20 protein-coding genes and 1 pseudogene are annotated in these 23,885 nt (G+C 75.6%); 2 read left to right on the top strand and 19 right to left on the bottom strand.

The genetic code is table 11. The features are described 5' to 3' along the window. The first annotated feature begins 27 nt into the window (after positions 1–27). Both xylA and xylB read left to right on the top strand, forming a co-directional pair. Positions 28–1,218 (top strand): xylose isomerase, encoded by a 1,191-nt coding sequence (gene xylA, locus GY42_RS15930; protein WP_046530063.1) that lies wholly within the window; start codon positions 28–30, stop codon positions 1,216–1,218. 146 nt (positions 1,219–1,364) lie between these two features. Next, a complete protein-coding gene (xylB, locus tag GY42_RS15925; RefSeq protein WP_046530062.1) occupies positions 1,365–2,804 on the top strand; it encodes a xylulokinase in 1,440 nt (479 codons plus the stop codon). Positions 2,805–2,893: 89 nt separating this feature from the next. On the opposite strand, the gene GY42_RS15920 is transcribed toward xylB, so the two are convergent. The 19 genes and pseudogenes from GY42_RS15920 to tilS all read right to left on the bottom strand — a co-directional run bounded on the left by GY42_RS15920 (position 2,894) and on the right by tilS (position 23,884). Beyond that, the gene (locus GY42_RS15920) at positions 2,894–3,238 is read right to left on the bottom strand and encodes a histone-like nucleoid-structuring protein Lsr2 (RefSeq protein WP_046530061.1); all 345 of its coding nucleotides are present in this window, start codon (positions 3,236–3,238) and stop codon (positions 2,894–2,896) included. Between the two features lie 90 nt (positions 3,239–3,328). Further along, positions 3,329–3,493 (bottom strand): hypothetical protein, encoded by a 165-nt coding sequence (locus tag GY42_RS19635; protein ID WP_163275714.1) that lies wholly within the window; start codon positions 3,491–3,493, stop codon positions 3,329–3,331. A gap of 22 nt (positions 3,494–3,515) precedes the next feature. Beyond that, positions 3,516–4,982, bottom strand: coding sequence for a lysine--tRNA ligase (lysS, locus tag GY42_RS15915; protein WP_236686881.1), 1,467 nt, complete (start codon positions 4,980–4,982; stop codon positions 3,516–3,518). 87 nt (positions 4,983–5,069) lie between these two features. After that, entirely contained in the window at positions 5,070–6,068 is a 999-nt protein-coding gene (gene nadC, locus GY42_RS15910) for a carboxylating nicotinate-nucleotide diphosphorylase (protein WP_082131603.1), read from the bottom strand. Positions 6,069–6,226: 158 nt separating this feature from the next. Further along, positions 6,227–9,403 (bottom strand): endo-1,4-beta-xylanase, encoded by a 3,177-nt coding sequence (locus GY42_RS18415; protein ID WP_052748448.1) that lies wholly within the window; start codon positions 9,401–9,403, stop codon positions 6,227–6,229. Positions 9,404–9,562: 159 nt separating this feature from the next. Continuing rightward, complete coding sequence (locus tag GY42_RS15900; RefSeq protein WP_052748562.1) at positions 9,563–11,311, bottom strand: L-aspartate oxidase; 1,749 nt, start codon at positions 11,309–11,311, stop codon at positions 9,563–9,565. A 78-nt stretch (positions 11,312–11,389) separates the two neighbouring features. Continuing rightward, positions 11,390–11,857, bottom strand: coding sequence for an aspartate 1-decarboxylase (gene panD / locus GY42_RS15895; RefSeq protein ID WP_046530060.1), 468 nt, complete (start codon positions 11,855–11,857; stop codon positions 11,390–11,392). Beyond that, complete coding sequence (gene panC / locus GY42_RS15890) at positions 11,854–12,813, bottom strand: pantoate--beta-alanine ligase (RefSeq protein ID WP_046530059.1); 960 nt, start codon at positions 12,811–12,813, stop codon at positions 11,854–11,856. Before panC ends, panD begins: the two co-directional genes overlap by 4 nt. Then, entirely contained in the window at positions 12,810–13,865 is a 1,056-nt protein-coding gene (locus GY42_RS15885) for a Rossmann-like and DUF2520 domain-containing protein (RefSeq protein WP_046530058.1), read from the bottom strand. The genes panC and GY42_RS15885 overlap by 4 nt, the downstream gene beginning before the upstream one ends. Continuing rightward, positions 13,862–15,466: a PH domain-containing protein gene (locus GY42_RS15880; RefSeq protein WP_046530057.1), complete on the bottom strand. Its 1,605-nt coding sequence runs from the start codon at positions 15,464–15,466 to the stop codon at positions 13,862–13,864. Before GY42_RS15880 ends, GY42_RS15885 begins: the two co-directional genes overlap by 4 nt. Continuing rightward, complete coding sequence (locus GY42_RS15875; RefSeq protein ID WP_046530056.1) at positions 15,463–15,981, bottom strand: PH domain-containing protein; 519 nt, start codon at positions 15,979–15,981, stop codon at positions 15,463–15,465. Before GY42_RS15875 ends, GY42_RS15880 begins: the two co-directional genes overlap by 4 nt. Before the next feature lie 58 nt (positions 15,982–16,039). Beyond that, positions 16,040–16,528 carry a DUF3180 domain-containing protein gene (locus tag GY42_RS15870; protein ID WP_046530055.1) on the bottom strand — a complete coding sequence of 163 codons (489 nt, stop codon included), beginning with the start codon at positions 16,526–16,528 and terminating at the stop codon, positions 16,040–16,042. Continuing rightward, complete coding sequence (gene folK, locus GY42_RS15865) at positions 16,525–17,364, bottom strand: 2-amino-4-hydroxy-6-hydroxymethyldihydropteridine diphosphokinase (RefSeq protein ID WP_082131601.1); 840 nt, start codon at positions 17,362–17,364, stop codon at positions 16,525–16,527. The genes GY42_RS15870 and folK overlap by 4 nt, the downstream gene beginning before the upstream one ends. A gap of 488 nt (positions 17,365–17,852) precedes the next feature. Then, positions 17,853–18,098: pseudogene (gene folB / locus GY42_RS19925) on the bottom strand (dihydroneopterin aldolase); the annotation flags it as partial. Between the two features lie 86 nt (positions 18,099–18,184). After that, a complete protein-coding gene (folP, locus tag GY42_RS15850; protein WP_082131766.1) occupies positions 18,185–19,060 on the bottom strand; it encodes a dihydropteroate synthase in 876 nt (291 codons plus the stop codon). A 163-nt stretch (positions 19,061–19,223) separates the two neighbouring features. Further along, a complete protein-coding gene (folE, locus tag GY42_RS15845) occupies positions 19,224–19,829 on the bottom strand; it encodes a GTP cyclohydrolase I FolE (RefSeq protein ID WP_046531115.1) in 606 nt (201 codons plus the stop codon). A 49-nt stretch (positions 19,830–19,878) separates the two neighbouring features. Then, positions 19,879–21,930 (bottom strand): ATP-dependent zinc metalloprotease FtsH, encoded by a 2,052-nt coding sequence (gene ftsH, locus GY42_RS15840; protein WP_046530052.1) that lies wholly within the window; start codon positions 21,928–21,930, stop codon positions 19,879–19,881. A gap of 148 nt (positions 21,931–22,078) precedes the next feature. Beyond that, positions 22,079–22,633: a hypoxanthine phosphoribosyltransferase gene (hpt, locus tag GY42_RS15835; protein WP_046530051.1), complete on the bottom strand. Its 555-nt coding sequence runs from the start codon at positions 22,631–22,633 to the stop codon at positions 22,079–22,081. 3 nt (positions 22,634–22,636) lie between these two features. Next, positions 22,637–23,884, bottom strand: coding sequence for a tRNA lysidine(34) synthetase TilS (tilS, locus tag GY42_RS15830; RefSeq protein WP_046530050.1), 1,248 nt, complete (start codon positions 23,882–23,884; stop codon positions 22,637–22,639). Position 23,885: the final 1 nt, after the last annotated feature.

The following is a 23,885-nucleotide window of genomic DNA, read 5'->3' as shown; positions in this document are numbered from 1 at the left end:
CCGGACCGCACTCGACGTGGAGGCGTCATGGTTCGCAAGCCCACCCCCGACGACAAGTTCTCGTTCGGCCTCTGGACGGTCGGATGGAACGCGCAGGACCCGTTCGGGGCCGCCACCCGCCCGTGGCTCGACCCGGTCGAGTCCGTGCACAAGCTCGCCGAGCTCGGCGCGGCGCACGTGACCTTCCACGACGACGACGTCGTGCCCTTCGGCTCCTCGGACGCCGAGCGCGAGAAGATCCTCGACCGCTTCCGCGGCGCGCTCGCCGAGACCGGCATCACGGTCGAGATGGTCACGACCAACACGTTCACGCACCCCGTCTTCAAGGACGGCGCGTTCACGTCCAACGACCGCCGCGTGCGTCGCTACGCGCTGCGCAAGATCCTGCGCAACGTCGACCTCGCCGCGTCGCTCGACGCCGACACGTTCGTCATGTGGGGCGGCCGCGAGGGCGCCGAGTACGACTCGGCCAAGGACCTCTACGCCGCGCACCAGGCGTACGCCGACGGCATCGACACGGTCGCCGCGTACATCAAGGAGAAGGGCTACAAGCTGCGCATCGCGCTCGAGCCCAAGCCCAACGAGCCCCGCGGCGACATCCTGCTCCCGACGATCGGCCACGCGCTGGGCCTCATCGCCAAGCTCGAGCACGGCGACATCGTCGGCCTCAACCCCGAGACGGGCCACGAGCAGATGGCCGGCCTCAACTACACGACGGGCCTCGCGCAGGCGCTGTGGGCGGACAAGCTCTTCCACATCGACCTCAACGGCCAGCGCGGCATCAAGTACGACCAGGACCTCGTGTTCGGCCACGGCGACCTGTTCTCCGCGTTCGCGACCGTCGACCTGCTCGAGAACGGCTTCCCCGGCGGCGGCCCGAAGTACACCGGCCCGGTGCACTTCGACTACAAGCCCTCGCGCACCGAGGACTTCGACGGCGTCTGGGAGTCGGCGCGCGCCAACATGGCGACGTACCTGCTCCTCAAGGAGCGCGCGATCGCGTTCCGTGAGGACCCCGAGGTCCAGGAGGCCGTCGAGGCCGCCGGCGTGCTCGAGCTCGCCAAGCCCACGCTCGACGAGGGCGAGTCGCTAGCCGACTTCCTCGCCGACCGCTCGGCGTTCGAGGACTTCGACGTCGACGGCGTGGCCAAGCACGGCTTCGGCTTCGTGCGCCTCAACCAGCTCGCGCTCGAGCACGCGCTCGGCGCGCGCGGCTGACCCCAGCACCACCCGACGCCCGGGGAGCCTCGCGCTCCCCGGGCGTCGCCCGTCCCCGGCACCCGACGTCCGAGCGGGCCGGCAGGACCCCCGCTCGGACACCCGACGCCCGGCACGCCCGGGCCGCTCGCAGAGGAGCACACGCGATGACGCTCGTGGCAGGTGTGGACTCGTCCACGCAGTCGTGCAAGGTGGTGGTGCGGGACGCGCAGACCGGTGCGCTGGTGCGCCAGGGCCGCGCGAAGCACCCCGACGGCACCGAGGTCCACCCCCACCACTGGTGGGACGCGCTGCAGGCGGCGATCGCCGACGCGGGCGGCCTCGACGACGTCGAGGCGATCAGCGTGGGCGGCCAGCAGCACGGCATGGTCGTGCTCGACGCCGACGGCGAGGTGGTCCGCGAGGCGCTGCTGTGGAACGACACGCGCTCGGCGCAGGCCGCGCTGGACCTCGTCACCGAGCTCGGCGACGGTGACACGGCCGCCGGTGCGCAGGCGTGGGCGTCGGCCATCGGCTCGGTGCCCGTCGCGTCGCTCACGGTCACGAAGCTGCGCTGGCTGCGCGACGCCGAGCCGGAGAACGCGGCGCGCGTCGCGGCCGTGGCGCTCCCCCACGACTGGCTGACCTGGAAGCTCGCGGGCGGCATGGCCGAGGTCGGGTTCGACGGCCTCGTGACGGACCGGTCCGACGCGTCCGGCACGGGCTACTGGTCGCCGTTCACCGAGGACTACCGCACCGACCTGCTCGAGCTCGCGCTCGGCTCGACGCCGCGCCTGCCGCGCGTGCTCGCCGCCAACGAGGCCGGCCCCGTGGCGCCCGGGTTCGCGCTGCGCCCCGTGCTCGGCCCCGGTGCCGGCGACAACGCAGCCGCGGCCCTCGCGCTGGGTCTGCTGCCCGGCGACGTCGCGGTGTCGCTCGGCACGTCGGGCGTCGTCTCCGCCGTGGCCGCCGCGCCGACGGCCGACGGCTCGGGACTCGTCACGGGCTTCGCCGACGCGACCGGCTCCTACCTGCCGCTCGCGTGCACGCTCAACGCGTCACGCGTGCTCGACGCCGCGGCCCGCATGCTCGGCGTCGACCACGCGGGCCTGTCGCGCCTCGCGCTGTCGGCCCCCGCGGGCGCCGACGGCCTCGTGCACATCCCCTACCTCGAGGGTGAGCGCACGCCCAACAAGCCCCTGGCCACGGGTGCGCTGCACGGCATGCGCCTGGCCAACACGACGCCCGCGCACCTCGCGCGCGCGGCCGTCGAGGGCATGCTCTGCTCGCTGGCCGACGGCATCGACGCGCTGCGCGCGGTCGGCGTGCCGGTCGAGCGGGTCTTCCTCATCGGCGGCGGCGCGCAGTCGGAGGCCGTGCGGCACGTGCTGCCGGGCATCCTCGGGCTCGACGTGCAGGTCCCCACGCCCGGCGAGTACGTCGCCGACGGCGCCGCACGGCAGGCGGCGTGGGTCCTGTCGGGCCAGGACGCGCCGCCCGCGTGGTCGGCGTCGACCGGCGCCGAGGTCATGACCGGCACGCCCGAGCCGCACGTGCGCGCGCAGTACGCGGCCGCGCGCGAGCTGACGGTCGACCGCCCGGCCTGACCCGCGTCCCGGGACGACGAAGGGGCCGGCACCCTCGGGTGCCGGCCCCTTCGTGCTGCGTCGCGACCCCCTGGGCGACGCGGCGACGCTCAGTGGGCGTCGTCGTAGGCCTTCTTGACCTCGGCCGAGATGCGGCCGCGCTCGGAGACCTGGAAGCCGTTGGCCTTGGCCCACTCGCGGATCTCCTGAGCCTCGTTCGACCGCGCGGAACGCGTGGCCGAGGAGGAGGCACGGCCGGCGGACCGACCCGAGGAGCGGCCGCTGACCTTGCGACCGTTGGCGACCCACTGCGCGAACGCGTCGCGCAGCTTCGCGGCGTTCTCCGACGTGAGGTCGATCTCGTACGTCACGCCGTCGAGACCGAACGTGACGGTCTCGTCCGCCGTCCCGCCGTCGATGTCGTCGACCAGCAGGACCTGCACCTTCTGTGCCATTGAATGCTCCAGGGCAATGGGGGATTTGAAGCTGACGGGGCTCACTGTCTCACCCGCCATTGAGCGCGTCAAACGCAACGCGCCTCATTGTCAGGCGTCTGTGCGTCCGCTGTGCTCGCTCTCGGCCTCCATGCGCGCGATCGCCTGACGCTCCGAGCGGTCGGCGTTGATGATCGCGCGCATCGAGAACCAGAAGATCAGGCCGACACCGATCGACGGCAGCAACGCTGCGAGAACTGCTCCCCAGTCACTCACGAATCCTCCACCGATGACAACGTCAGACCTGCGGCTTCACGAGCGGGAAAGGGATGGTGTCACGAATACCGTGACCCGTCATGGCGATGAGCAGCCGGTCGACACCCATGCCCATGCCGCCCGACGGCGGCATCGCGTGCTCCATCGCGGCGAGGAAGTCCTCGTCGATGCGCATCGCCTCGTCGTCGCCGCGCGCCGCGAGCAGCGCCTGCGCCTCGAAGCGCTCCCGCTGCACGACCGGGTCGACGAGCTCGGAGTAGGCGGTCGCGAGCTCCATGCCGCGCACGTACAGGTCCCACTTCTCGACCAGGCCGCGCTCGGTGCGGTGGTCGCGCGTCAGCGGGGAGGTCTCGACCGGGAAGTCGCGGACGAACGTCGGCGCCCACAGGGTCGCGCCGACGTGGTGCTCCCACAGCTCCTCGACCATCTTGCCGTGGTTGCGCTGCGCGGGCGCGAGCTCGACCTCGGCCGCGGCGAGCAGCGCGAGCAGCCGCTCGTCGGACGTGTCGTGCGTGATCTCCTCGCCCAGCGCCTCGGACAGCGAGCCGTACATGGTCAGCGACGTCCACGTGCCGCCCAGGTCGTACTCGCTGCCGTCGGCGAGCGTCACCACGGTCGTGCCCAGCGCGTCGAGCGCGGCGGTCTGCACGAGGTCCTGCGTGAGGGCCGCCATGGTGTCGTAGTCGCCGTAGGCCTCGTACGCCTCGAGCATCGCGAACTCCGGCGAATGCGTCGAGTCGACGCCTTCGTTGCGGAAGTTCCGGTTGATCTCGAAGACCTTCTCGACACCGCCGACGGCCGCGCGCTTGAGGAAGAGCTCGGGCGCGATCCGCAGGTACAGGTCGATGTCGAACGCGTTCATGTGCGTCTCGAACTGGCGCGCGGCCGCCCCCTCGGGACGCACCTGGAGCATGGGGGTCTCGAGCTCGAGATATCCGCGGCGGTAGAAGTTCTCCCGCAACGACCGCACGACCGCCGACCGCAGGCGCACCATCTCGCGCGCTCCCGGACGCACGATCAGATCGACGTAACGCTGCCGGACACGCGCCTCCTCGGACATCTCGGTGCCCTCGTAGAGGTTCGGCAAGGGGCGGATCGACTTGGCGGCCATGCGCCATTCGTCGGCCATCACGGACAGCTCGCCGCGTCGCGAGGCGATCACGCGGCCGTGCACGAAGACGTGGTCGCCGAGGTCGACGTCGGCCTTGAACGCGGCGAGCGCGTCGGCGCCGACCTCCTTCTCCGACAGCATCGCCTGCAGGCGCGTCCCGGCGCCGTCCTGCAGCGTCGCGAACGCGAGCTTGCCGGTGTTGCGCAGGAACACCACGCGCCCGGCGACGCCCACGACGTCGTCCGTCTCGCTGCCCGGCTCGAGGTCGGGGTGCGCCGCGCGCACGTCCTCGATGGTGTGCGTGCGCGGCACGGACACCGGGTAGGCCTCGACGCCCGACGCGAGCAGCCGCTCGCGCTTGGACCGACGCACGCGCATCTGCTCGGGGACGTCGTCCACGGCGGGCGTCGCCGCGTCGGCGGCGTTCGGGTCGGCGGGTGCGGTGCGTTCGGTCACCCCGGGATTCTACGGGCGAGCGCGGAGCTCCCCCGCGTCCGTCGCGGCGCCGGGTGCGACCACCGAGCGCGGGTCGAGGTCGAGCGCGACGTCGAGGATCGGCGACGAGTGCGTGAGCGCGCCGACCGACAGGAAGTCGACGCCCGTGAGCGCGACCTCGCGCGCCCGCTCGAGCGTGAGGTTCCCCGTCGCCTCGAGGTCGACGTGCCCGGTGGCGGCCTCGCGGGCCCGCACGCGCGCGACCGTCGCGGCCAGCACGTCGGTCGGCATGTTGTCGAGCAGCAGGAAGTCGGCGCCCGCGTCGAGCGCCTCGTCGGCCTGCTCGGGCCGGTCGACCTCGACCTGGACCGCGACGTCCGGGTGGCGCTCGTGCACCGCGCGGACCGCGGCCGCGACCGACCCCGCCGCGACCACGTGGTTGTCCTTGACCATCGCGACGTCGTACAGGCCCATGCGCTTGTTGGTGCCCCCGCCGCACCGCACGGCGTACTTCTCGAGCGCCCGCAGCCCCGGCGTCGTCTTGCGCGTGTCGAGGACCTGCGCGCCCGTGCCCGCGAGCGCACGGGTCCACCGGTGCGTGTGGGTCGCGACGCCCGACGCGCGCGAGACGAGGTTGAGCAGCGTGCGCTCGGCGACGAGCAGCACGTGCGTGGGGCCCGTGACGGTCGCGAGCACCGCACCCGCGTCGACCACCGCACCGTCGGCGACGTGCCACACGACGTCGGCGTGCGGGAGGCCGAGCCGGTCGGCGACCTGGTCGAGCACGACCGGCACCACGACGAGCCCCGCGACCGCACCCGCCTCGCGCGCGACGACGTCGGCGCCGCCGCGCGCGGCCCGGTCCACCGTCGACTGCGTCGTGACGTCACGCCCGGGCGCGGCGCCCAGGTCCTCGTCGAGCGCGACCGCGACGAGCCGTGCGATCGCGCCCGCGTCGGGGCCCGGGTCGCCGGGCAGGACGGGCGAGGCGGGCCGGGCGGGGGCGGCGGGCGTGGGTGCGGCGGTCACCGGGACACGGTAGCGGCGCGGGCCGGCGGCCCACCGGCGCGGGCGCGGCCGCGCGCGACGCCCCGGGCACGACGAAGCCCCGCCGGACGTCGGGAGGGGACGTCCGGCGGGGCCGGTGCCGGGGTGACCCGCAGGTCACCCCGGCGCCGCCGCCACGGTCAGCGCCGCAGCAGCGTCTGCCGCACCGTCGCGGGGGTGAGCCCGCGACGACGCGCGACCACGAGCGTGGTGCCCGTGCCGGCGAGGAGCAGCGCGAGCAGCCCCAGGCCGAGCCCGGTCCCGGTGACGGCGAGGCTGCCGCCGGCGCCGGTGCCCGTGCCACCGGCCGACCCGGTGCCACCACCGCCGTCGCCGCCGCCCGTGCCGCCGTCGCCCGGGGCCGCCGCGAGGACGGTCAGGGCGGCGTCGGCCAGCGGCGAGCCGTCGACCGACGCGACCAGCAGGTACACGCCCGGCGCGGTGGTCGCCGGCACCGTGAGCGTCCCGACGGCAGACCCCGTCGGGTCGGTCGTCAGGGTGCCCAGCACGACGGGGCCCTCCGGCGCGGCGGCCGCGCCGACGCCGCCGAGCCCGCCGCGCGCGGTCGCCCCGGCGTCGAGCGCCAGCACGACGTCGGTCTGCGGCGCGAACCCGGCGAGCTCGACCTCGACGCCCTCGCCCACACGGACCTCCTGGCTGCCGAGCGTGACGCGCGGCCCCTCCGGCTCCACCGGTCCCTCGACGAGCCTGGCGACGCCCCAGCGGGCGGTGGACTGGTAGCCCTGCCCCGTCGGGTCGGCCCAGTTCGTGATGCCGATGCGCGAGCCGCCCGCGGCGTCGTTGACCTGGAAGTCGACGCCGTGCACGGTGTCCGCGCCGCCGAGACCCCTCAGGTCGATCGCGACCTCCACGACGTACCCCGTGCCCGTGGCCGCGGTCGCGGTGCGCACGCGGTCGGCCTGCTCGGCCGGGCCGTTGCCGAACGACACCGCGTTGTCGGCCCCGACGCGCAGCTGCATGTCGGTCGGCAGGTAGGCGCCGTTCTTGCGGTTGCCCAGGTCGAGGTAGATCTCGACCGAGTCCTGCTCCCACGGCTGCGTGGCGGTGCTGTCGACCGCCGGGTCGGTGACCTCCGCGAGCACGAACAGCGTGTCGGCGTCCCACAGCGCGCGGACCTCGGCCGTCGCGGTGCCGCTGCCCGAGACCTGCTTGCCGGTGACGACCGGCTCCAGGCCCGCCCAGACCTCGTCGACGTCGCCGTCGACGGCGGGGACGCCGTCCGCGGCGGACGGGATCTCGAGGTACGACAGCGGCTCGACGAGCGCGAGGGACCCCGCGCGGCCGGACCACGACGTGATCTGCTCGCCCTGCACGACGCCCACGTTGAAGGCGAGCACGTCGCCCTCCTCGGCCCCGGTCAGGGGCGCCTGGACGACCACGCGGTACCCGTCGCCGTGCGCGGCCCAGACCGCGGGCAGGTCGCCCTCGCCCTCGCGCGGCACCGCGTACGTCGTCGTCCCGACCGTGACGCGGACCGCGTCGGTGCCCGCCGGGACCTGCGCGAGCACCGTCAGCGCGTCGGCCGTCCACCGCGTCTGCAGACCGCCGGCGACGCCGTCCTCCCCGATCGGGGAGAGCGGGAGCTGCTCCCACTCGGGCGCCGAGGCCGCGGTGTCGTCGAGCGCGACCTGCCCGCCGAACGACTGGCCGGACGCGATGCGCCCGGGCAGCTCGAGCCCGGCCGCACCGTAGTACGCGGGCTTGCCCTGCAGGCGGTCGTCGAACAGCAGCGGGGCGCCGTTGTCGTTGACCCAGCTGCGGCCGTCGAACAGGCCCCACACCGTGACCGAGAAGAGCGACGCCGCCTTCGCGCGGAACAGGTCGAAGGCGTCGCGGTAGTAGTAGCCCTGCTCGATGAGCCGCGCCTCGGTCACGGGCGTGCCCGTGGCGACGTCGAGCTCGGTGACGGCCTGCGTGACGGGCAGCGCCTCGAAGCGCGTGAGCGCCGCCTCGAGCGCCGAGACCGGCGTCGAGAGGCTCACGTGGAACTGGTGACCCACGCCGTCGACCGGCACGCCGCGCTCGAGCAGCCGCGAGACGAGCGCGAAGTAGCGGTCCTGCTTGCCGATCGCCTCGGTGCTGTAGTCGTTGATGAACAGCGTCACGGGACGGTCGGAGCCCGCGGCCGCGTACTCGTCGTTGAACGCCTCGTCGGCGTACCGGAACGCGAGGTCGACGAACTCCTCGCCGAGGATCTGGAACCAGGCCGAGCGGCGCATGCCGTCGGGGTTCTCGCCGCCGTCGGCGACGACCTCGTTGACGACGTCCCACGCGACGAGCGGGTTCGACTCCGAGCCGAACGGGCCGTACGCGTCGGCGATCGTCTCCGCGACCGAGAAGATGTGCTGCCGCATGCGCTGGCGCAGCAGCTCCTGGTCCTCGGGGCTCGACGTGAGCTGCACGCCGTCGTCGTCGAGGAACATCCAGCCCGGGTTCGCGGGCGTGCCCGTGTCGGGGTCGGCGTCCGTCTGGCCGGGGTTCTGCCCGTGCCACACCAGCACGTGCCCGTAGACGCGCAGGTCCTCGGCCACCGCGGTGTCGAGCAGCGCCTTCGCCTGCGGGTCCATGCGGAAGCTCCGGTCGGCGTCGTACCAGGCGTACGGCTTCATGTGGTTCTCGGCCGTGATCTGGTTGAAGTGCCGCGTCACGAGGTCGCGCGAGTCGCCGAGCGTCTCGCGCTGGTCGATGGCGACGCCCATCGGCCAGGGCACCTCGCCCCGCAGCGGCGGCAGGTCCTCGACCGTGACCTGCGGGGTCGCGATCGTCACGTCGTCGAGCAGGAACGTCGAGGTGTTGCCGGCGTTGCCGCCGTCCCACTGCGTCTCGAGGTAGAGCTCGGCGGCGGTGCCGAACTCCGGCATCGTGAAGATGCCGCCCACGCGGGTCCACTCGGTCGTCACGCCCGTGAACGTCGCGACGTTGGAGTACGCGACGGTGCCGTCGGTGTCGGTGCGCGCGCTGAGGACGAGCGTGCCCGGGTCGGCCTCGAAGCGCAGCCACGCCTCGTACTCGTACTGCGCGCCGGGCGTGAGCACGTCCGTCACGGGCAGCTGGACGCCCTGGCCCTGGTGCACGCGGTCGGAGACGCGCGCGGCGTGCTGGCCGGAGTGCGCGCCGGAGTCGACGACGTCCACGGCCGGCGCCCCCTGCTCCGTCGCGCGGGGCTCCCAGCCCTGGAGCGTGCCGTCCTCGAAGTCGAAGACGAGGTCCACCTGGGCGGGCGCGTCGGCCGCGACCGCCGCCGATCCCAGCGTGACGGCGGGTGCCACGACGAGCGCGGCCGCCGCCACCCCCACGCCGATAGTTTCGAGGACACGATGGTGTCTGAGACGACGCATTGACGCTCCTTTGCGCACGAAGTCGGATCTCGCCGGATCAACGTACGGGGGATCTGGTCGCCTGACCAGAGGCGTCGTCGCGATGCCGCGACTTTCGTTGCAGGATCGAGATCGAAACTATCGAGAGTCGTCGGACGACACGCCGTCGGGCGCCGGGCCCGACGTCCCGACGACGACGCCGCCGCCGACCGCCGCGCGCACCCCCACCCGCACGCGCCACGCGTCCCGCGGCGCCGGGTGGTCCGCGCGGGCGTGCCCGCCCCGCGACTCCTCGCGCGCCAACGCCGCGAGCGACAGCACCGTCGCCACCTGGTGCACGTTCGTCGTCTCCCACTCGGCGAGCTGCGGCTCCCCCAGCGGCCGGCCGTCGTCCCGCCGGGCCTGCGCGTCGGCAGGGATCCGGCCCAGCGCGTCCAGCGCGCGGCGCAGGCCCTCCGCCGAGCGCAGGACGCCCGGCCCGTCGGTCGCCACGCGCTGCACGCGCGCCCGCGAGGCCGCCGCCACCAACGCCTCGTCACCCGGCCGCACGACCGGCTCGACGCGCGGCAGGAACCCGCCCTCGACGCGCCCCGCCACGTCACGCGCCGCGCGGTGCGCGAACACCAGGCCCTCGAGCAGCGAGTTCGACGCGAGCCGGTTGGCGCCGTGCACGCCCGTGCACGCGACCTCGCCGACCGCGTACAGCCCCTGCACCGAGGACCGTCCGTCGAGGTCCGTCACGACGCCCCCCGAGTGGTAGTGCTGCGCCGGGGCCACCGGGACCAGGTCCGTCGCCGGGTCGATGCCGTGCTCGGCCAGGCGCTCGTGGATCGTCGGGAACCTGCGACGCAGGAAGTCGCCGCCCAGGTGGCGCGCGTCGAGCCACACGTGGTCCGACCCCGTCGCGGCCATGCGCCGCACGATCGCGTGCGCCACGACGTCGCGCGGCGCGAGCTCCGCCAGCTCGTGCACGTCGGGCATGAACCGCACGCCGTCCGTGTCGAGCAGCAGCGCACCCTCGCCGCGCACCGCCTCCGACACGAGCGTGAGCTGGCCCTTCACGCCCGCCCCCAGCCACAGCACCGTGGGGTGGAACTGCACGAACTCCAGGTCGCCCAGCAGCGCACCGGCCCGCAGCGCCGCCGCGATGCCGTCGCCCGTCGCCTGCGCCGGGTTCGTCGACGAGCGGTACACCTGCCCGATGCCGCCGGTCGCGAGCACCACCGCGGGCGCGAGCGCCGCGCCGACGCCGTCGCGCGAGCCCTCGCCGATGACGTGCAGCGTGACGCCCGCGACCGGGCCCGGCGCGCCGTCGGGTCCCGGCGCGCCCGTGAGCACGTCGAGCACGAGCGCGTGCTCGATCACCTCGATGCCCGGGTCCTCGCGCACCGCCTCGATCTGCGCGACCAGCGCGCGCGAGATCTCCGCGCCCGTCGCGTCGCCGCCCGCGTGCGCGATCCGGTCGGCACGGTGCCCGCCCTCGCGCGTCAGACTGAGGACGCCGTCGGGACCGGTGTCGAACACCGCGCCGCGCGCCACGAGCTCCCGGACCCGGCGCGGCCCCTCGGTGACCAGCGTCTCGACCGCGCGCGGGTCGCACAGCCCGCCGCCCGCCAGGAGCGTGTCGCGCAGGTGCGCCGCCGGCGAGTCCGCGGGGTCGAGCGCCGCCGCGATGCCGCCCTGCGCCCACACCGTCGACCCCGACGACAGCACGCCCTTCGTCACCAGCAGCACGCGCCGCACGCGCGTGCGCAGCTCGAGCGCGGCCGTCAGGCCCGCGACGCCCGAGCCGACCACCACGGCGTCGGCCTCGACCGACCAGCCGGGGTCGGGCGCGGCCAGGCGCGTCGCGACACGGACGGGGGGCAGGTCGGGCAGGAGCGGCACCGCGGGCACGCACGGACACTAACGCGGCCGCGCCCCGGGTCGGCACCACGGTCGGACCGCGGACCGCCCGGCGCGGGCTCAGTCCTCGCGCACGACCGCCGCGCGGCCCTCCGCGAACGGCAGACCCGACGGCACGAGCCCCGACTCCGCGGTCCACGCCTCGGGCACCTGGCCCGGGTCGTCGCCCGTGTCCACGATCCGGTTGGCGGCGTCGACGAGCACGACGTGCGGCGCGTACGTCCGCGCCTCGGCGTCCGACATCGTGCCGTAGGCGATGACGATGACGACGTCCCCCGGGTGCACCAGGTGCGCGGCCGCGCCGTTGACGCACACCTCGCCGCCGCCCGGCTCGCCCGCGATCGCGTACGTCGTCAGGCGCGAGCCGTTGGTCACGTCGACCACGTCGACCTGCTGGCCCGGCAGCACGTCGGCCGCCGCGAGCAGGTCCGCGTCGATCGTGATCGACCCGACGTAGTGCAGGTCGGCGGCCGTCACGGTCGCGCGGTGGATCTTGCCGGTCATCATCGTGCGCTGCAGCGTGGTCACGCGGCACCTCCGTGCGTGCGGCCCGCGGCCGGGACACCCACGGGTGCCCCCCGCAGCGCGAGCGGGGCGTTGTCGATCAGGCGGGTCGCGCCCACGTGGACCGCGAGCAGCAGCAGCGCGTCCGTCGTGGCCGGGCCCGCGGGCGTGAACGTCGCGGCGTCGACGAGCGCGACGTAGTCCACCGCGTCGTCGGTGGTCAGGTGCTCGTCGAGCACGGCGCGCGCGGCCGCGAGGACCGCGTCGGGCCCGGCACCGTCCTGTGCGGCACGCGTCCCGGCCGCGAGCGCGGCCGACAGCGCGAGCGCGCGCCCGCGCTCGTCCGCGGTGAGGTACGCGTTGCGGCTCGAGCGCGCGAGCCCGTCGGCCTCGCGCACGGTCGGCTGCGCGACGACGTCCACCGGCACGTCGAGGTCGTGCACCATGCGCCGCACCGCCGCGAGCTGCTGCGCGTCCTTCTGACCGAACACCGCGACGTCGGGGCGCGTGAGGTGCAGGAGCTTGAGGACGACCGTGAGCACGCCGTCGAGGTGCCCGGGGCGCGAGGCCCCCTCGAGCACGTCGCCGAGGCCGCCCGCGACCACGCGGACCGTCGGGTCGCCGTCCGGGTAGACGACGTCGACCGTCGGCGCGAGCACCACGTCCTGCGCGCGCAGCAGCCCCGGCCCGGTGAGCAGCGCGACGTCCCCCTCGAGGTCGCGCGGGTACCGCGCGAGGTCCTCGGTCGGGCCGAACTGCAGCGGGTTCACGAAGATCGTCACGACGACCGCGTCGGCGAGCTCGCGCGCACGCTCCACCAGCGCGAGGTGCCCCGCGTGCAGCGCGCCCATGGTCATGACGACCGCACGCCGGTACGGACGGGCCGCAGCACCGTCCGGCCGGGGCGCGGCGTCCTGCGCGGCGAGCGCGGCGGCCAGCGCCGCGCGGTCGCGCACGAGCGCCGGGTGGGTCGTGGTCATGCGTCCTCCTGCGGCGGGGTGCCGCCGTCGTCCTGCGGGGCCGGGCCGGTGCCCGGCGGGCCGTCGGGGCCCTCGCCGGGCCGCTCGTCCCCCTCGTGCAACGCGGCCGGGGCGCCGATGATGCCCGCGAGCGCGTCGAGCACCGCCTGCGCCGCGTCGGGGCCGACGAGCCCCGCACCGAGCGCGCGGGCCGCGGCCGCGCGGGCCAGAGCACCGTACCCCGCCGGCACGTCGACCGCCCCGCTGGAGGTCCCGAGCGCCGACAGCACCGCGACGTGGTCGGCGACCGTGCCCGCGTCGCCGCGCCGCACGGGCCCCGTGAGCGCGGCGATCGCGCCCGGACCGCCGTCGCCGGACGCGTCCTCGGCGCGCAGCGCACCGTCCAGCGCCGCGTCGAGCAGCGGGCGCAGCGCGCGCCCCGGCTCGGCGACGCCCGCCTCCCGCAGCGCCTGCGCGGCCTGCGCGACCAGCACCACCAGGTGGTTCGCGCCGTGCGCGAGGGCCGCGTGGTAGAGCGGCCGCGCGTCCTCGGCGACGACGACGGGCTCGCCGCCGACCTCGACGACCAGCGCCTGCCCGATCGGCAGCACCGGCGCCGGCGCGGTCACCGCGAACGTGCAGCCGACGAGCCGCGAGAGGTCCAGCGAGGTGCCCGTGAACGTCATCGCCGGGTGCAGCGCGAGCGGGATCACGCCCGCGGCGCGCGCGGGCCCGAGCACGTCGACGCCGAACCGGCCCGACGTGTGCGCCACGATCTGACCGGCCTGCCACGCGCCCGTGCCGGCGAGCCCGCGCACGAGCGGCGCGAGCGCGTCGTCGGGCACCGCGAGCAGCACGAGCTCGGAGCGCCGCACGACCTCCGGCACGTCCAGCACCGGCACGCCGGGCAGCAGCGCGGCCGCACGCTCGCGCGACGCCTCCGACACCGCCGAGACGCCGACCACGGGGTGCCCCGCGGCGCGCAGCGCGCTGCCGAGCACGGCGCCCACGCGGCCGGCTCCGACGACGCCGACGCCGAGGCGCCCGGGCCGCGACGCGGGGTCGGCGCTCACGGCCGCGGGTCCGGCGACGCCGGCTCGGCAGGGGCGGTGGCCGGGTCGGCGACCGGGCGCGGCGGCTCGGCGCCCACGACCTGCCCCGCGCCGGCGAGGTCCGCCGACGCGGTCCGCATCCACAGCTCCGGGCCGGCCACGGCCCGCGCCTCGCGGGCACGACGCGCCTGCTGCTCGAGCAGCGCCGCCGCGACGTGCTCGTCGAGGTGCTCGACGCGCGGCGAGATCGGGCCGGGCGTCGAGTGCGCGACGAACGTCGCCACGCGCAGCCGACGCTGCACCGGCCCCTGCTCCAGGGCGAGGCTCTGCGTGCGCTCGTGCGGCACCACGACGACCGTGCGCCACCAGCGCCCCGAGCGCATGATCAGCGCCGTCCGGGTCACGAGCACGCCGTGCCGGCGGCGGCTCAGCGGGTCCACCCACCGCGCGCGCCGCGGCGCGGGCGTGAAGCCGCCCGCGTCGTCGACGCCGCGGAACGCCGCGTCGAGCGTGCCCAGCGGGTCGTCGACACCCAGGTCGGGCAGCACGAGCCACAGCGCGACGGCCGCCTCGGCGCGCGTCGCGACCGGGTGCAGCACGGACTCGGTCGTGGCCTCCGGCCCGTACCCCGCGACGTTGATCTCGACCTTCCACCAGTCGGGCCCGCGCCACAGCGGCCCCTGCGTGAGCCGCACCGCCTGCACGCGGCCCGGCGGCACGGTCTGCGCGCGGGTCTCCGTGAGGCCGTGTCGCAGCCGGATGCCGTCGGGCGACGCCGCCGCACGGAACGTCGCGCCCGTGTTGAGCCGGTTCCACACGTACCCGCCGACGCCCAGCAGGGCGGGGACGCCGACGAGCAGGCCCCCGAGGTCGTGGGTCACGACGCCCACGACGAGACCGCCGACCAGCGCGACGACGACGAGCCACGGCGGCACCGACAGCACGATCGAGTGCACGAGCCGGCCCATGGGCAGCTCGTACACCTGCCGCTCGGGCGCGGCCTCGAACGCGACGGCACCGGCCGGGGCGCCGGCGGCGGGTGCACCGGCCGGGACCGCGCCCTGCGGGACCGCGCCGGCGACGGGCTGCGGCGCGGCACCGCGCGGGCCCAGCCCCGCCGCGAGCGCGAGGATCTGCGCGCGCAGGGCCGTCGCCTCCGACTCGCGCAGGAACGCGAGCTGCACCGCGGAGCCGCTGCCGCCCGCGACCTCGAGGTTGAGCTGCGCGAGCCCCAGCAGGCGCGCGAGCAGCGGCTGCACGACGTCGACGGCCTGCAGCCGGTCGAGCCGTGCCTGCCGCTGCTGGCGGAACAGCAGCCCCGTGCGCAGGTGCACGGCCTCGTCGGTCACGGCGTACCGCATGACGCGCCACGCGAGCGCCGAGTACACGAAGCCCACGACCGCGACCAGCAGCACCACGCCCAGCACCACGAGCCACGCGCGCCCGGGGCCGAGCGCGTCCATGATCTGCCGCAGCGTGTCGGACATCTGGAACCCGATGACGGCGACGAACGCCGCGACGACCTTCCATCCGCGCAGCGCGGGCGTCACCGGGTGCAGCCGGCGCCAGTCGTAGCCCTCCTCGCCCGCCGACTCGGGGACGGGGTGCAACGAGGTGCTCACAGGCCGGCCAGACGCGACTCGCCGCGCGACGCGAGACGGTCGCGCAGGCGCGCGGCCTCGGCCGGCGGCAGGCCCGGGATCGTCGCGTCCGTGCCCGGCGCCGCGGTGTGCAGCTGCACGGTCGCGATGTCGAAGCGACGGGCGAGCGGGCCGGAGCTCACGTCGACGTACTGCATGCGCCCGTAGGGCACGACGACGAGCTCGCGGAACATGATGCCGCGGCGGATCAGCAGGTCGTCGTCGCGCTCGGCGTAGCGCAGCGCGCGCACCTGCCGGCGCACGACGAGCGCACCCCACAGCAGGAGCGCCGCGAGCACGCCCGGCACGGCCCACAGCCACGCGATCCCCAGGGCCGCGGCCAGCACGGACGTCGGCACGAGCAGCACCACGGCCCACACCGCGAGCACGAGCAGGCGCGCGCCTGCCAGCCGGGGCGACACCGGCGTCCAGGCGACGTCGTGCAGGTCGAACGGGTCGGCGGCGGACGGCCCGGGGGCCGCGGCGGCAGTGGTCATGCCCCCATCCTCCCGCACCGGGGTGCCCCGCAGGTCACGACCGCGCGCGGCCGTGACCTCAGCCCGCCGTCGGGTCCGGGTCGCGCGTCAGCGTCGGCGCGTCCGCGTCCGGCGGGGGGATGCGGCACCAGTGCTCGACGACCAGGCCCGCGACCGCGAGCGCGACCGCGCCGAGCACCGCGAGACCGGCCGCGCCGGCCCGCGCCGGGTTGCCCGGGACGTCCGCGTCGGTGAGCAGCGAGAGCGCCTGGCCGCCGTACCACCCGGTCAGCAGCGCACCCGTGTAGCACGCCGCCTTCGCGAGGACGACGGTCCGGGCGGCGCGCAGCGGGTTGAGGTCGGGGCGCCTGCCCTGCTGGAACTGCCGCACGGCCCAGCCCATCGACAGCACGACGCCCGCGATCACCAGCTCGACGGCGATCACGAGCCACGGCACCTCGGGCGGCGTCGCGGACCCCCGGCCCACGAGCATGCGCATGGCCCACCACGTGACCGCGGCGACGCCCGTGGCCAGCAGGACCAGCGTGCCGCGACGCGTCGCGCTCACGGCAGCCGCGCCTCCCCCGGTCCGTCGGCGTCGGGCTCGGGGCTGGCGGCCGGCACGGGCGCGGTGAGCCAGTCGAGCGCCATCCAGCGCACCCCGTCACGGTCCGGCGCGGTCGCCGCGAGCTGCGCGACGGGCCCGCCCCCGAGGCCGGGGAGCACCGCGTCGGGCTCGACCTGCGCCCACGGCTCCAGCACGAACGCGCGCTGGTGCGCGCGCGGGTGCGGCAGCTCGAGGTCGTCCGTCACGGCGAGCGTGTCGCCGTACACCACGATGTCGACGTCGAGCGTGCGCGGACCCCAGCGCTCGAGGCGCTCGCGCCCGTGGTGCTGCTCGACCGCGTGCACCGCGCGCAGCAGGTCCCGCGGCGCGAGCGTCGTGCGCACCACCAGCACGGCGTTGAGGTAGTCCGGCTGCTCGGGGCCGATCGCGGCCGTCCGCGCGAGCGGCGACACCGCGACCACCTCGATGCCGGGCACCGACGCGAGGTCGGCGACCGCCTGACGCAGCGTCTCCTGCGCCGGGCCGAGGTTGGCACCGAGCGCGAGCACCGCGCGCACCGGCGCCGCCGGGGGCTCGTCGAGCGCGTCGAGGACCAGCTCGCCCTCGACGACGTCGGCCACGGGCGCCATGAGCTGCGTGGCGGGGCCGTCGAGCGACGGTGCCGCGGGGGTCTCGTGCGCCGGCACGTCGTACGCGGGCTGGTCGGACGCGGGCTCGGCGTACCGGGGCTCGACGTACGCGGGCTCGACGTACGCGGGCTCGGCGTACGCGGACGCGTCGTGCTCCGGGGCGTCGAACGGCTGCGCGTCGTGGTCCGGGAGGTCGACCGGGGCCATGAGCTGCGTGGCGGGGCCGTCGTCGTCGGCGTCGAGGTGCGCGCGCGGCGCGGTCGCGGGCGACGGGGCCGGCTCCGAGGGGCCCGCGTCGAACGTGCCCGGGACCGGCCCCGTGGGGCCCGTGACGACGGGCGGCGGGACGGGCCGGGCGCAGCCGCGGCGAGCGCGGTGGCCGCGGCCACCGCCGGCAGCACACCGGTCGGCACCGCACCCGACGGCGCCGGCACGACGACCGCGCCCACGCCGTCGGGGCCGGTGTCGGCATCAGCCCGCGCGGGCCCCGGAGCGGCGGCGGCCACGGGCGCCGAGGCCGCGTGCGTCGGCCCGGTCACGGGCAGCGGCGCGGTCCGCGGGCGCACGTCGGGCTCGGGGTCGCGTCGCACGGCACCCGTCGGCGGGCGGTACGGCTCGGCGGCCGGCAGCTTCGTGCGGTCGCGCCGGATCGAGACGACCACGTCCCCGAACGGCACGGTGATCGGCGCCTGCGGCTTGTGCAGGGCCACGTCCACGGCCTGCACGTGCGGACGCGCCAGCACCGTCGCGGCGATCCGCTCCGCGACCGTCTCGACGAGGTCCGCGGGCTCGCCCGAGAGGACCGCGGCCACGAGCTGCGCGACCTCGCCGTAGTCGACCGTGTGCGCGAGGTCGTCGCCCGCCGCCGCGCGGCGCGTGTCGAGGTGCACGACGACGTCCGCGACGAACGTCTGCCCCTCGCGCCGCTCGTGCGCGAACACGCCGTGGTACCCCGTCGCGCTGATGCCCGACAGCCGGATCTGGTCCAGCCGGCGCCCGCCGTCGTCGTGCACGTCGTCCTGACCGCTCACCGTGCTCCCTCCCGTGCGGCCCGCCCCGTCGCGGACCGTGCCGTCGTGCCCGTCGTCGCCCAGCCTGCCGTGCCGTCGCGTGCCGCGCGCCAGCGGGCCGCGACGCGCACCGCCGCGGCCGACGCCGCGACCTCGTGGACGCGCACCGCCCACACCCCGTCCGCCGCCGCGAGCGCGCTGATCGCCGCCGTCGCGTCGTCCCGCTGCGTCGGTGGCACGGGGACGCCGTCGGCGCCCGCGAGCAGGTGCCCGAGGAACCGCTTGCGCGACGCCCCCACGAGCACGGGGAACCCCTCCGCGACGAGCTCGGGCAGGTGCGCGAGCAGGGGCCAGTTGCTCGCGCCCGCCTTGGCGAACCCCAGCCCCGGGTCGAGCACGACCTGCGCGTCGTCGACACCCGCCGCCCGCAGCGCGGCGACCCGCTCGCGCAGCTCGGCCCGCACGTCCACGACGACGTCGTCGTACACGTCGTGGTCGTCCATCACGTCGGCGTGGCCGCGCCAGTGCATCGCGACGTAGGCGACGCCCGTGCGCGCGACCAGGTGCGGCATGTCGGGGTCGGCCAGGCCGCCGGAGACGTCGTTGACGAGCACGGCGCCACGCTCGACGGCCGCGCGCGCGACCTCGGCCCGCGTGGTGTCGACGCTCACGACCGCACCGGCCGCCGCGAGGCGCTCGACCACCGGCAGCACGCGCGCGAGCTCCTCGTCGACCGGCACGCGCGTCGCGTCGGGCCGTGTGGACTCGCCGCCGACGTCGAGCAGGTCGGCGCCCTGCGCGAGCAGCGCGTGGCCGCGCTCCACCGCGGCGTCGACGCCGTACCAGCGGCCGCCGTCGGAGAACGAGTCGGGGGTCACGTTGACGACGCCCATGACGAGGGCGCGCCCGAGGCGCTCGTGCGCGTCGAGCAGCCCCGACGGGCCACGGAGGAGGGAGCCGTGGTCGGTCACGGTGCGAGCCTAGGCGCTCGTCGCGGTGCGCGGGACCGTGCGGGTCCGCGCGCCGCAGCCCGACGCGGTGGCACGGCCGGGTCCGTCAGTGCCGGCCGGCCAGCAGGCTCATGGCCTCGGCGCGGGTCGCGACGTCGCGCATCTGGCCGCGCACGGCCGACGTGACGGTCCGCGAGCCGGGCTTGCGCACGCCGCGCATCGACATGCACAGGTGCTCGCACTCGACGACGACCAGCACGCCCTTGGGGTTGAGCACCTCGACGAGCGCGTCGGCGACCTGCGAGGTCAGGCGCTCCTGCACCTGGGGCCGGCGCGCGTACACGTCGACCAGGCGCGCGAGCTTCGACAGCCCCGTGATGCGGCCGTCGGCGCCGGGGATGTACCCGACGTGCGCGACGCCGTGGAACGGCACGAGGTGGTGCTCGCAGGTCGAGTACACCTCGATGTCCTTGACCAGCACCATCTCCTCGTGGCCGAGGTCGAACGTGGTGGTCAGCACGTCGCGCGCGTCCATCGTGAGACCCGCGAAGATCTCGCGGTAGGCCCGGGCGACGCGCGCCGGCGTCTCCTGCAGACCCTCGCGGTCGGGGTCCTCGCCGACCGCGAGCAGCAGCTCGCGCACGGCACGCGCGGCACGCTCCTCGTCGAACGGCGCGATCGCACGGCCGCCCGCGTCGTGCGTGCGGGAGATGACCGAGCCGTCGTCGCCCGGCGTGCCCGTGACGTCGGTGGCGGCCACGTCAGCGCGGCCCGTCGGCGTCGGGGGTGCCCGCCGGGGGCAGCTCGACGACCGCGGTCGCCGGGTGCTCGGCGTTCGCCGCCGCGGCCTCGTCCTGCGGGACCACGGGGTGCCCGTTCTGCGCGGCCAGCTCGGCGGGCGTCATGACGGGCCCGCGGTCGGAGACCGCACGCTCGTCGCCCGAGAGCCACACGTCGCGCGGGGGGCGCTTGGTGATCGGCGCGAAGATCGCGGCGAGCTGCTCCTGGTTGAGCGTCTCCTTCTCGAGCAGCTCGAGGACCAGCGCGTCCAGCACGTCGCGGTACTCGACGAGGATCTCGCGGGCCTCGTCGTGCGCGTGCTCGATGAGCGCGCGGACCTCGACGTCGATCGCGCCGGCGATCTCCTCGGAGTAGTCGCGCTGGTGGCCGACGTCGCGGCCGAGGAAGACCTCGGAGGACTCCTGGCCGAGCTTGATCGCACCGAGCCGGGCGCTCATGCCGAACTGCGTGACCATCTTGCGCGCGGTCGACGTGGCCTTCTCGATGTCGTTGCTCGCGCCCGTGGTCGGGTCGTGGAACACGAGCTCCTCGGCGACGCGGCCGCCCATCGCGTACGCGAGCTGGTCGAGCAGCTCGTTGCGCGTCGTGGAGTACTTGTCCTCCTGCGGCATGACCATCGTGTAGCCCAGCGCGCGACCGCGCGGCAGGATCGTCACCTTCGTCACCGGGTCGGTGTACCGCAACGCGGCCGCCACCAGGGCGTGGCCGCCCTCGTGGTACGCCGTGATCTTGAGCTCCTTGACGTTCATGACCCGCGTGCGCTTCTGCGGCCCCGCGATCACGCGGTCGATCGCCTCGTCGAGCGCGGCGTCGTCGATGACCTGCGCACCGCGGCGCGCGGTGAGCAGCGCGGCCTCGTTGAGCACGTTGGCGAGGTCGGCGCCGCTGAAGCCCGGCGTGCGCCGCGCGACGAGCGCGAGGTCGACGGCCGGCGCCATGGGCTTGCCCTGCGCGTGCACCGTGAGGATCCGCTCGCGACCCTTGAGGTCGGGCGGCTCGACCGCGACCTGGCGGTCGAAGCGGCCCGGGCGCAGCAGCGCGGGGTCGAGGATGTCGGGGCGGTTGGTGGCCGCGATGAGGATGACGTTCGTCTTGACGTCGAACCCGTCCATCTCGACGAGCATCTGGTTGAGCGTCTGCTCGCGCTCGTCGTGCCCGCCGCCGAGGCCCGCGCCACGGTGCCGGCCGACCGCGTCGATCTCGTCGACGAAGATGATGGCGGGGCTGTTCTCCTTGGCCTGCTGGAACAGGTCACGGACACGGCTCGCACCGACACCCACGAACATCTCGACGAAGTCCGAGCCGGAGATCGAGTAGAACGGCACGCCCGCCTCGCCCGCCACGGCGCGCGCGAGCAGGGTCTTGCCGGTCCCGGGCGGGCCGTACAGCAGCACGCCCTTGGGGATCTTGGCGCCGACGGCCTGGAACTTCGCGGGCTCGGCGAGGAACTCCTTGATCTCCTGCAGCTCCTCGACCGCCTCGTCGACGCCCGCGACGTCGGCGAACGTGACCTTGGGCGACTCCTTGCTCACGAGCTTGGCCTTGGACTTGCCGAAGCTCATGACGCGCGAGCCGCCGCCCTGCGCGTTCGACATCAGGAACCAGAACAGGCCCAGGATGATGATGAACGGCAGCACGAGCGTCAGCAGGCTGCCCCACCACGACGGCTGCGGGACCTTCGACGTGAAGCCGTCCGTGGGGTCGGCCTGCGTGATCGCGTCGACCACCTGGTCGCCCTGCGGCGTGACGTAGAAGAAGTAGACCTGCGTGCCGAGGTCGCCGTCCTGGTCGGGGTCCGGGTCGTACGGCTCCGCGAGCGTGAGGTCCACGCGCTGCGTGCCCTCGGTGACGAGGACCTGGTCGACCTTGCCGTCCTTGAGGAGCTCGAGGCCCGTGGACGTGTCGATCTGCCGCTGCGTGGGCATCTGCAGCATGCTGAAGGCGGCCAGGGACAGCAGGACGGCCAGGGCGACCCAGATGAAGGGGCCGCGGAAGAGACGCTTGACGTTCATGGGCGATCGGGGCCGGGCCCCTCAACCTCCGCTCGCGGGGACTCTGCCTTGAAAGTACACGGTGGACCTGGCAGGGCCCCGCGGTGTTCGCCCAGGGCACAGGCCGGGTGCGCGGCCGTGCCGCGCACCCGTCCGGGTGCCGTGCGCGTCAGCCCTGGTAGACGTGCGGCGCGAGCGTGCCGACGAACGGCAGGTTGCGGTACCGCTCGGCGTAGTCCAGGCCGTACCCCACGACGAACTCGGTGGGGATGTCGAAGCCGACGTAGCGCACCGGCACCTCGACCTTGGCGGCCTCGGGCTTGCGCAGCATCGTCGCGATCTCGACCGACGCCGGGCCGCGCGAGCGCAGGTTCGACAGCAGCCACGACAGCGTCAGGCCCGAGTCGATGATGTCCTCGACGATGAGCACGTGCCGGCCCGTGAGGTCGGTGTCGAGGTCCTTGAGGATCCGCACGACGCCCGACGACTTGGTGCCCGAGCCGTACGACGACACCGCCATCCAGTCCATCGACACGTTGCCGCGCAGTCGGCGCGCGAGGTCCGCCATGACCATGACGGCGCCCTTGAGCACGCCCACGAGCAGCAGCTGCTGGCCCGCGTAGTCGGCGTCGATCTGCGCCGCGATCTCGTCGAGGCGCGCGTGCAGCTGCTCCTCGCTCAGCAGGACCCGCTCGAGGTCGTCACCCATGTCCGCCGCGTCCACAGCTCACTCCTGGTCGTCGTGGTCGTCGTGCCGTGCCGCGGGGGTTCCCCGCCCGGCCGGGAGGGCGCCGCCGGAGATGTCCGGTGCGCCGGCCGGCCGCGTCGGCCGGTCCAGGTAGAGCCTGCCACACGCGCGCGTCGCGACCCTGCCGCCCGGCAGGTGGACGGGGCCCTGACCGTGCCAGTCGAGCACGAGCGCCTCGACCGCGAGCACGTGCGCACGGGTGAGCGCGCCCGCCGGGCAGCCGGCCGCCAGGGCCGCGTCGTGCAGCGCGCGCCGGCGCGTGCCGGGCAGCGCGGCGGCGAGCGTGGCGACGTCGAGCACGACCCCGTCGGCGGGCGCGCCCGGCCGGTCCGACGCACGACCGACGACGGGGTCGGTGGGCGGGCCGACGCGGGCGGCCGCGAGCAGGTGCGCCGCCGCGTCGTCGACGACGTCGGTCGCGTCGGCCAGCGCGTCGGCCGTGCGCGCGAGCGCCTGCGCGACACCCGGCCCGAGGACGCGCTCGAGCAGCGGCAGGACCTCGACCCGCACGCGGCTGCGCAGCGGCAGCACGGCGAGGTCGCCCGCCGACGGCCCGACCTCACCAGCACCGGGCGCGACCGGCACCGGCACGGCCACCCCCGCACCGGCACCGGTCGTCGCGCCACCGTCGACGGGTCGGCCGTTCGTCGGGTCGTGCCACGGCACGAGCGCCTGCGCGGCGCACGCCGCCTCGGTGTCGACCCGCCGCAGCCCCAGCAGCGGGCGACGCCAGCGGCCCCGCACCGGGCGCATGCCCGCGAGCGCGCGCTCGCCCGACCCGCGCGCGAGGGCGAGCAGCACCGTCTCGGCCTGGTCGTCGAGCGTGTGCCCCAGCAGCACGGCGGCGGCGCCGACCGCGTCGGCGGCGGCGTCGAGCGCGGCGTACCGGGCCGTGCGCGCGGCGCCCTCGGGCCCGCCCGCGGCCCCGACCTCGACCCGCACGACGCGCACGGGCTCCAGACCCAGCGCACGGCACGCGTCCGCGGCGTCCTGCGCGACGTCGTGCGAACCGTCCTGCAGCCCGTGGTCGACCACCACCGCGCCGGCCCGCAGCGGGCGCCCCGCACGCGCGCGCACCGCGGCCTCCCACGCGAGCCCCGCCGCGAGCGCGAGCGAGTCCGCACCGCCCGAGCACGCGACCAGCACGGTCGCGCCGTCCTCGACGTCCGCGAGCGCGCGGCGGACCGCGACCCGCACCGCCGCGACCGCGGGCGGCGGCCCGCTCACG

The sequence above is a fragment of the Cellulomonas sp. FA1 genome, assembly GCF_000986825.1.
Classification (GTDB): Bacteria; Actinomycetota; Actinomycetes; order Actinomycetales; family Cellulomonadaceae; genus Cellulomonas; species Cellulomonas iranensis.
The sequence above is the reverse complement of the archived record's forward strand: the minus strand, read 5'-3'. Positions and strand labels throughout refer to the sequence as shown.

Coding starts and splice junctions, on each gene's coding strand:
- panC (WP_046530059.1), bottom strand. CDS start 12,813: ATGACCACGACCCACCCGGCGCTCGTGCGCGACCGCGCGGCGCTGGCC.
- folK (WP_082131601.1), bottom strand. CDS start 17,364: ATGGCCCCGGTCGACCTCCCGGACCACGACGCGCAGCCGTTCGACGCC.
- GY42_RS15920 (WP_046530061.1), bottom strand. CDS start 3,238: ATGGCACAGAAGGTGCAGGTCCTGCTGGTCGACGACATCGACGGCGGG.
- xylA (WP_046530063.1), top strand. CDS start 28: ATGGTTCGCAAGCCCACCCCCGACGACAAGTTCTCGTTCGGCCTCTGG.
- xylB (WP_046530062.1), top strand. CDS start 1,365: ATGACGCTCGTGGCAGGTGTGGACTCGTCCACGCAGTCGTGCAAGGTG.
- lysS (WP_236686881.1), bottom strand. CDS start 4,982: ATGCGCGTGCGTCGGTCCAAGCGCGAGCGGCTGCTCGCGTCGGGCGTC.
- GY42_RS15875 (WP_046530056.1), bottom strand. CDS start 15,981: ATGACCACTGCCGCCGCGGCCCCCGGGCCGTCCGCCGCCGACCCGTTC.
- ftsH (WP_046530052.1), bottom strand. CDS start 21,930: ATGAACGTCAAGCGTCTCTTCCGCGGCCCCTTCATCTGGGTCGCCCTG.
- folP (WP_082131766.1), bottom strand. CDS start 19,060: ATGGGCGTCGTCAACGTGACCCCCGACTCGTTCTCCGACGGCGGCCGC.